Source organism: Microvirga sp. P4_G7, from assembly GCF_056401005.1.
Genome location: NZ_JBFUKD010000101.1, coordinates 1 through 8,372, shown reverse-complemented (window position 1 = coordinate 8,372; position 8,372 = coordinate 1). Strand labels below are relative to the sequence as shown.

At 64.3% G+C, this 8,372-nt stretch carries 7 protein-coding genes; 2 read left to right on the top strand and 5 right to left on the bottom strand.

Going from position 1 to position 8,372, the window contains the following annotated elements; all coding sequences use genetic code 11:
* Positions 1-117 precede the first annotated feature (117 nt).
* A complete protein-coding gene (locus tag AC1DT3_RS07060) occupies positions 118-936 on the bottom strand; it encodes a protein-disulfide reductase DsbD domain-containing protein (RefSeq protein WP_477464544.1) in 819 nt (272 codons plus the stop codon).
* A 108-nt stretch (positions 937-1,044) separates the two neighbouring features.
* Between AC1DT3_RS07060 and AC1DT3_RS07055 the strand changes: the two genes are divergently transcribed.
* Positions 1,045-1,659 (top strand): YqgE/AlgH family protein, encoded by a 615-nt coding sequence (locus tag AC1DT3_RS07055; RefSeq protein WP_477464543.1) that lies wholly within the window; start codon positions 1,045-1,047, stop codon positions 1,657-1,659.
* 19 nt (positions 1,660-1,678) lie between these two features.
* Here the strand turns inward: AC1DT3_RS07055 and AC1DT3_RS07050 are convergent, their stop codons facing one another.
* From AC1DT3_RS07050 to thrC, 3 genes are all read right to left on the bottom strand, one after another.
* The gene (locus tag AC1DT3_RS07050; protein WP_477464542.1) at positions 1,679-4,558 is read right to left on the bottom strand and encodes an EAL domain-containing protein; all 2,880 of its coding nucleotides are present in this window, start codon (positions 4,556-4,558) and stop codon (positions 1,679-1,681) included.
* A 181-nt stretch (positions 4,559-4,739) separates the two neighbouring features.
* Positions 4,740-6,023 carry a M16 family metallopeptidase gene (locus AC1DT3_RS07045; protein ID WP_477464541.1) on the bottom strand — a complete coding sequence of 428 codons (1,284 nt, stop codon included), beginning with the start codon at positions 6,021-6,023 and terminating at the stop codon, positions 4,740-4,742.
* Positions 6,020-7,435 (bottom strand): threonine synthase, encoded by a 1,416-nt coding sequence (thrC, locus tag AC1DT3_RS07040; RefSeq protein WP_477464540.1) that lies wholly within the window; start codon positions 7,433-7,435, stop codon positions 6,020-6,022. The genes AC1DT3_RS07045 and thrC overlap by 4 nt, the downstream gene beginning before the upstream one ends.
* 380 nt (positions 7,436-7,815) lie before the next feature.
* Between thrC and AC1DT3_RS07035 the strand changes: the two genes are divergently transcribed.
* The gene (locus AC1DT3_RS07035) at positions 7,816-8,172 is read left to right on the top strand and encodes a hypothetical protein (RefSeq protein ID WP_477464539.1); all 357 of its coding nucleotides are present in this window, start codon (positions 7,816-7,818) and stop codon (positions 8,170-8,172) included.
* Here the strand turns inward: AC1DT3_RS07035 and AC1DT3_RS07030 are convergent.
* Positions 8,160-8,372, bottom strand: a 213-nt coding sequence (locus tag AC1DT3_RS07030) for an SURF1 family cytochrome oxidase biogenesis protein (protein WP_477464538.1), incomplete at its 5' end; no start/stop codon positions are given. The two genes, AC1DT3_RS07035 and AC1DT3_RS07030, sit on opposite strands and share 13 nt — an antisense overlap.

The following is an 8,372-nucleotide window of genomic DNA, read 5'->3' as shown; positions in this document are numbered from 1 at the left end:
GTCTTTGCGGCAGGACCGTCAGGGGTCATGACGCGGAATGTGACTTGGGGAAGGCGCTCACCAACCTCGATGGTCATAAAACTCTCCGTAGGGGACGTGATGATCGATGGATCATCCCTAGCGTGGCAGTAAGGCCGCGTCGAGCGGCACTTCGGTTTCGATGGACTCGTCGCCGGCGACGAGCGTGAGGCGGATCGAGGCCGTCCCGGTCGTATCCTTCGGACGTTCTTCTACCGTGACGACGAAACGACCCGCCTGGGAGCTCGGGCCGACGGCAAGGTACCAATCCTCGGGCCCTTCGACGAAAAGCGCGGGCTTGGTATCGCCGGGGGCCCGCGTTTCGACGATGAAGGTCGGCTTGTCGGCTTTCTGCGGTGCGATCGAAATGATGGACAGCGGTTGGGGCGCGCCCAGCGCCTGGGCGACTGGCACACGCTTGAGCGCGTCCTTCAGGCTCGCACGCGCGCCCTCGCTGCCGAGGTCGAGCGACAGGTCCGCATGGGCCGGGATGCAGATGTCCTTGCAGACTCCATAATCCAGCGCCAGCACAAGTTGCGACGGCTTGCCGGCATCGGGCGCGCTCAGGAGCACGGGCAAGACGACCCGACGGGAATAGACAAAGGCGACGCCGCCAGCGTCCTCGATCCGCTTCGGCGCCGGCCATTTGACCTCGAAACCGGAGGCGTTCTGCGATCCTGTCCAATCGAAGCGGGGCGGCAGGCCCGATTCGCCCGGCGTGCGCCAATAGGTCTTGAACCCCTGGTCGAGCTCGATCTCGACGCCTGCGAGAAGACGACCTTCAACGGTTCCACCGGAGAGGAGCCGGACACGGGAATGCAAGCCCTGCACCCATGGCGACGCACCTTCCGCTCGGGAACCGAGGGTTCCCAGAACAAGAAACAACGTAACAAAAATGGCCCGCAATGCGATTGGCATGGAACCGACACCTCCTTGTCGGGCTTCCCTTTACGAAAGATCTGAACGGGGCGACTATCCACGTTCACGTGATCGACGTCGAAACGCCAACTCCTGGGAAGTCAGCCCATGGCATTTGTACGAGCGCGGAGCACAGAGACGGGAGCGGATACGCTCGAGGGCCAGTTCCTCGTCGCAATGCCCGGCGTCGTCGGCGAACCGTTCTCACGATCGGTGGTCTATGTCTGCGCCCATTCCGAGGAAGGGGCGATGGGTATCGTGCTCAATCGCCCAGCCGCCAACATGAAGGTGCCGGATCTCCTGGTCCAGCTCGAGATCATTCCGGAACGGGACCGCATCCGTCTGTCGCAGAAGATCGGAGAGATTCCCGTCTTGATCGGAGGGCCGGTCGAAACGAGCCGCGGGTTCGTGCTGCATTCTCCGGATTTCTATCTGGCGCAGTCGACGCTTCCCATCGACGAACGCGTCTGCCTGACCGCCACTGTCGATATCCTTCGCGCCATTGCCCAAGGGCGTGGTCCGGAACAGGCGGTTCTCGCCCTCGGCTATGCCGGATGGCAGCCGGGACAGCTCGAGACCGAGATCCAAGCCAATGGCTGGCTGAATTGCGAAGCCGATCCCGATCTCATTTTCAGCGCGCCGCTCGATGCCCGCTATGACATGGCCCTGCGATTCATCGGAATCGAACCGGCTCTCCTATCGTCCGAAGTCGGCCATGCGTGAGGCGTAGGGCCTCGAACCCTCACGCCGCCTGAGGGGCGGCGCCGACGAGTTGCCGAGCCTGATGGGTGGACATCGGTTCGCCGAAAACAGGACCCTGCGCATACTCGCATCCGAGCTGGTAAAGCTCGATCGCTTCCGATTCCGTCTCCGCGCCTTCCGCTACGATCTCCATGCCGAGTTCGTGCGCCATCTTGATGATYGACCGCAGGATGACGGGTTTCCCGTTCGCCATCTGCCGGACGAACGATTGGTCGACCTTGATCGTGTCGAAGGGGAAGCGTTCGAGATAGGAGAGCGCCGAGTATCCCGTGCCGAAATCGTCGAGGGACAGGCCAGCGCCCAAGTCGCGCAGGCGCGACAGCATCTGAGCCGAATACTCGGGATTTTCCATCACGAGGCTCTCGGTCATTTCGAGCTTCAACGACCCCGGCAGCACGCCGGTCTTGCCGATGACGGCCTTCATTTCCTGCAACAGGTCGTGCCGGAGCAGATGGTGGCTCGACATGCTGATGCTGGCGAAGATCGGCGGGTCGACCTCCAGCGCGTCCTGCCATGCGGCGAGTTCGCGCCCCGTCTGCTCCAGCAGATACGCACTGAGACTGACGATCATGCCGGTATCCTCGGCAATCGACATGAAATCGTCCGGCCCGAGGCGCCCGAGTTTGGGATGGTCCCAACGCAACATCGATTCGAAGCCGGCGATGGTGCGGTCCTCAAGCCGAACGATGGGCTTGAACAACACTTTCATTTCGTTGCGGCCGATAGCGTGACGCAGATCCATTTCCAGGGTGAAACGGTCGCTGCGATCCGAGCGCATGGTCGGCCGGAACACTTCGATCCGATCGCCACCCTGGCGCTTGGCATAGGCTACGGCGATTTCCGCGTTGCGGATGACCTCTTCTCGCCGTGCCGCGCTCTGCGGATCATGCAGGACCAGACCGATGGAGGCGGTCAGGAAAATTTCGCGCTCGGCATAGGTGATTGGCGTGGTCAGGGTCCGGCGCACCATCTCGGCGAATGCGATGATGCGGTCGGGCTCGCGCTCGGACAGAAGGATGATCGCGAACTCGTCGCCGGAGACGCGGGCGAGCGTATCCTGCGGACGCAGCAGCCGGCCCAGACGCCGCGAGAGCGTCAGGAGAATCGAGTCGCCCGCCGAATGCCCCACGGAATCGTTGGTCTGCTTGAACTTGTCGAGATCGATGACGAGGACCGTCGGCCGCAGGTTGCTGTCCTGACTCGCGAACGTCAGTGCGGCTTCCAGGCGATCGTACAGCAACTGCCTGTTCGGAAGGCTGGTGAGGTTGTCGTGGACGGCATCGTACAGAAGCCGCTCCTCGGATGTGCGCGCGTCGGTGACGTCGGTGAGCGTTCCGACGATGCGGATGACCTCGCCGTCCGTGCCGACGATCGGGCGCGCCTTGAGGCGGTACCAGACATGCGATCCCGATGAGGACCGCAGGCGGAAATCCTGCGAGAGCCGGCCGCGCCGCTGCTCGATGACGGCATCGAGCGCCGCGCGGTAGCGATCCCGGTCGAACGGATGAACGAGGTCTAGCCATGCCGCAGCGGGACCCGCCAGCGCGCCACTCTTCAGTCCAAGCTGATGCTCGATCTCGTGGCTGACGAAGACCTTGTCGGACACGACGTCCCAATCGAACACCGCGTCGCCGGCGCCCGAGAGCGCCAGGGCCCGGCGCTCGGTGTCGCTCACCATGCCGTGGGCGAACGCTCCACCGGAGAATGCGTGTTGCATCACCGTGAAGCCGATCAGCATCACGATCAGCACGAGCCCGCCGATCAGGGCCGGAGGCACGAGGTCCGCCGTCAGCGTTCCCATGACCGTGAAGCCACCCGCCGTCACCCAGGCGATGAGCAGGAGCCAGGTCGGCACGAGCATGATCGCCCGGTCGTAGCCGTGCGTCGCGAGGTGGATCACCAACACGAATCCAATGCCGGCGACCGCGACGATGGAGATGCGGGCGACGCCGGAGGCGACCGGCGGGTCGAAGATCGCGAGCCCGATCAGCGCGCCCAGAAAGGTCAGCCAGAAGGCCGTCACGTGGCTGTAGCGCACGTGCCAGCGATTGAGGTTGAGATAGGCGAACAGGAAGACGAGGAGCGTCGCCGCCAGCACCGCCTCGGCGCCCGCGCGATAGACCCGCTCGGCCGCCTCCGTAATCGGGAATATTCGCTGGAAGAAGYCGAAATCGATGCAGGAATAGGCGAGCACCGCCCAGGCGAGGGCGGCGGCCGCCGGGAAGATGAGGGCGCCCTTGACCACGAAGACGATGGTCAGGAACAGCGCCAGGAGCCCGGCGATGCCGATGATGATGCCCTTGTAGAGCGTCAGGCCGTTGACGCGCTCCTTGTAGGCCTCGCCGTCCCACAGCTGGAGCTGCGGCAGCTCGCCGGAATGAAGCTCCGCAACGAACGTGACGGTGGTGCCGGGATCGAGCGTAATGAGAAAAACGTCCGCATCCGGGCTGTCGTCGCGCTCGGGCCGGATGCCCTGGCTCGCCGTCACCGCGGCGATGCGGGAGGAGCCGAGATCGGGCCAGATCACGCCGGAATCGGTGAGCCGGAAATGCGGCGCCACCAGAAGACGGTCGACCTGTTCGTCGGAATCGTTGGTGAGCGCGAAGACGATCCAGTCCGGCCGCGTGCCGGCTTCGCGAGCCTTCACGGCGATGCGCCGGACGATGCCGTCGCGGCCTGGAGCGGTGGAAATACGGATTTCGTCGCCGTCCGAGCGATAGCGCTCGATCATCGGCGTCAGGTCGATGGCCTTGGTGTCCTGGTCCACGCGCACGGATTCCACGGCCCAGCCGGCCGAAGGCCAGGACAGGCACAGGAAAGTCGCCAGGAAAATCGTTAAGGCGAAAGAGACGATCCGCAACGCTTCGGTCTTTCGTCCGCTTTGTACGAATGGAGCCAGGATTGGTATCGGCCGGATGGCCTGAGGGCAAGGCAGAGGAGGCATTTGACCCGACTTGTCCGCAGGACTCACAGGAAGGGAAGGCGAACCGCGGCCATGATCCCTCTTTGCGGCGGGAATAGGACGCACCGGGCGCGCGCCCTCAGGCCCTCAACGCGTTGCCGATGACATCCAACGACGGCAGACCCTTGATAGGGCCGACGGCCGAGACGGTCGGGGCCCCTTGGAGAAGCCTGTACCCAGCTTCCCGGACCTGGTCGACGGTGATCACGTCGACCTTGCCGATGATCTCGTTGCTCGGCACGACCCGACCCCAGGCGAGAAGCTGCCGGGCGACGCGCTCGATCCGTCCGCCGGGGCTTTCCAGCGCCGCGAGCAGGGCGACCTTCATCTGCGCCTTGGCGCGATTGAGCTCGATTTCGGTGATTTCGGCCGCAGCTTCGCGGGTGCAGGCAAGGGTGACGTCGATCAGGTTGGCGACATCGGAGCCCGCGGTTCCGGCGCCGATCCCGAACAGGCCGCAATCGGAGAAGGGCCAGTGGAAGGCATCGATGGAATAGGCGAGGCCACGTGTCTCGCGAACCTCGTGCCACAGTCGCGACGTCAGGCCGCCACCGAGAATGTGGGCGAAGAGATGCGCGGCGTAGTACCCCGGATCGCGGATCGACAGGCCCGGCAGACCGATCACGAGATTGGCCTGTTCGAGCTTGCGCGCGATGCGCCGTTCGCCGCCGGTGTAGAGACCCGTCTCAGGGCTTCGCGGTTCGACGGCCGGCATCGCTCCGAAGAAGGCCTGAGCCGCGTCGACGATCTTCGCGTGATCGACGTTTCCGGCGGCGGCCAGCACCATCTTTCCGGGCGCATATTCGCGCGCGAGAAACTTGCGGATCGTGGCCTCGTCGAAACTGCGGATCGTGTCGGGCGTGCCGAGAATCGGCCGCCCCATCGGCTGCCGCGCGAAGGCCGTTTCCATGAACGCATCATAGACTAGGTCGTCGGGCGTATCTTCGACAGCGGCGTGCTCCTGCAGGATGACGCCCTTCTCCCGCGCGATCTCCGCCGTGTCGAACGCCGAATGGATCAGGATGTCGCCGATCACGTCGAGCGCGACATCCATGTTTTCGCCGAGAACGCGCGCGGTGTAGCTCGTAAACTCGATGCTCGTCGCGGCGTTGATGTCGCCCCCGACATTCTCGATGTCTTCCGCGATCTGCCGGGCCGAGCGCCGCGACGTTCCCTTGAACGCCATGTGCTCGATGAAATGCGACAGGCCATGCTCATGCGCGAGCTCGTGGCGCGATCCGGTGGCGACCCAGACGCCGAGCGTTGCGGTGGCGATCTCCGGCATCCGCTCGGTCGCGACGGTGAAGCCGTTGTCGAGCCGTGTGATGTCGATCTGCGACTCGCGGACGAAATGCTGGTTCATGCGGCGACGCCACGCACGGCGCGGGCCCGGTCCCGGACAAAGCGTTCGACGGCGCCCTGATCGTTCGGCAGCACCGAAAAATGCTCGTCCCGTTCCATCAGGTCGGCGAGATGGTCCGGCAATGCCGGTCGCACGCCTGTCGCCTTTTCGACCGCGTCCGGGAATTTCGCCGGGTGGGCAGTGGAGAGCGCCACGACAGGGACTTCGGGACGCTCGCTCAGAAGCTCGCGCGCGGCACGCGTGCCGACAGCGGTGTGCGGATCGAGGACGTAGCCCGTGTCCCGATAAGTGCGCGCCATCTCTTGCGCCACATCGCTCTCGTTGACGGTCGTCGCCGAGAATTCGCTGCGAATCCGCGCCAGCGGCTGGTCGGCGATGGTGAACGCGCGCGACTGCGCCAGATTGGCCATCAACTGGCGAACCGATGTTGCATCGCGACCATAGGCTTCGAACAACAGGCGTTCGAAGTTCGAAGAGATCTGGATGTCCATCGACGGCGACGCCGTCGGCTGCACGCCCTTGMTCTCGTAGGAGCCGGAATGAAGGGCGCGCACGAGAATGTCGTTGGCGTTGGTGCCGATCATCAGGCGCTCGATCGGCAGCCCCATCGACTTGGCGACCCAGCCGGCCAGGATGTCGCCGAAATTTCCGGTCGGAACGGAGAACGACACCGGACGATGCGGGCCGCCGAGCGAAACCGCCGATGTGAAGTAATAGACCGCCTGCGCGGCGACACGGGCCCAATTGATGGAGTTCACGCCGGACAATAGCAGCTCGTCGCGAAACCGCGCGTTGCCGAACAGGCCTTTCACCATGTTCTGGCAATCATCGAACGTGCCCTCGACGGCAATGGCATGCACGTTGGGGGAACCCACGGTCGTCATCTGCCGCCGCTGGACATCCGAGACTCGGCCATGCGGGTAAAGAATGAAGATATCGACCTGATCGAGACCCTTGAACGCCTCGACCGCGGCACTGCCCGTATCTCCCGAGGTCGCGCCGACAATGGTCGCCCGGGCTCCGCGGGCCTTGAGTACATGATCCATCAGCCGTCCGAGCAACTGCATCGCCACGTCCTTGAAGGCGAGGGTGGGGCCGTGGAACAGCTCGAGGACGAAGAGATTGTCGCCGATCTGGTTGAGAGGGCAGACGGCCGGATGCCGAAACGTCGCGTAGGCTTCGTCGACCATACGGGAGAACGCGTCCGGCGGAATATCGCCATCGATGAGGGGCGAAAGCACCGCCTTGGCGACGTCCGCGTACGACCGGCCGGCAAAACCTTCGATCGCCCCTTTCGTCAGCGTCGGCCAGCTCTCCGGCACATAGAGGCCGCCGTCGTGGGCCAATCCAGCCAGAAGGGCATCGGCAAAGCCGAGCGCGGGTGCTTCGCCGCGGGTCGAGACATGGAGCAAAGGTCGATCTCCTCGAATTTTGCCGGACATTAGGAGCCCCGACCGGTGACGGCAAGCCGCAACCGGTCGCAGAGCGAGGCGCGCTCGGGGGCGAGTACGTTGCGCCTTATCCAGAGGTGCCGTTGCCGCGTGCCCGCCACCCTCATCCTGAGGAGCCGCGAAGCGGCGTCTCGAAGGAGGGTCCAGAGATCGCTGGAGACGCCTCGTCCTTCGAGACGCGACTGCGTCGCCCCTCAGGATGAGGCTATGGGTTTACGTCGCTCCTCAGGATGAAGCTGTGAGTTTGTGGCACTCCTCGGGATGAGCCCGGAGGATATTCTCCTGTCCGGACGGTGGCCATCCGGTTAGACTCGCCGTGAATTCCGATCTGGAGCGGCGACATGCGGATGACGCGGATCGACTGGCTTCTGCTTCCGGTTGTCGCCGGAACCCTGCTCGGCGCCTGTTTCGTGATCTTTCTCGTTGCCGGGTTTCTCGGCCTCGGTGTCCTGGGATTGCTGATCGGCTTCGTGGCGCAGCGCATCGAGCTCGAGCGCGACGGCGCGGTCGGTCATCCGATGACGACGTCGCTCTACGCGGAGCAAGCGTCTGCGCGGGAGAAGATGACGCCGGCCGAGAGAGCCGAGCATGCCGCGGAGACGCATAGTCTCCTAAAACCACTCTTCGTGGCCAAGATCGTCAGCGCCGGATTGATCATCCTCGGCTTCGGCTTCTTCGTTTTGTTTCAGCTGGGCTGACCGGCCGCCTTCAAACGCCGCCAGGCAAACGCGCCGAACACGCCGATGAGCGTGAGGGCGATCCCGAACCACGTGAACRCATATTGCAGGTGGTCGTTGGGCAAGTTGAGCCGCGTCTGCCCACCCCTCGGCCAACCGCCGGGGTTGGGCGTTGCATCGGCATCGATCAGGAAGGGCGCCGCGCGTTCGAGGCCATGGGC

Coding starts and splice junctions, on each gene's coding strand:
- AC1DT3_RS07035 (WP_477464539.1), top strand. CDS start 7,816: ATGCGGATGACGCGGATCGACTGGCTTCTGCTTCCGGTTGTCGCCGGA.
- AC1DT3_RS07060 (WP_477464544.1), bottom strand. CDS start 936: ATGCCAATCGCATTGCGGGCCATTTTTGTTACGTTGTTTCTTGTTCTG.
- AC1DT3_RS07055 (WP_477464543.1), top strand. CDS start 1,045: ATGGCATTTGTACGAGCGCGGAGCACAGAGACGGGAGCGGATACGCTC.
- AC1DT3_RS07045 (WP_477464541.1), bottom strand. CDS start 6,023: ATGAACCAGCATTTCGTCCGCGAGTCGCAGATCGACATCACACGGCTC.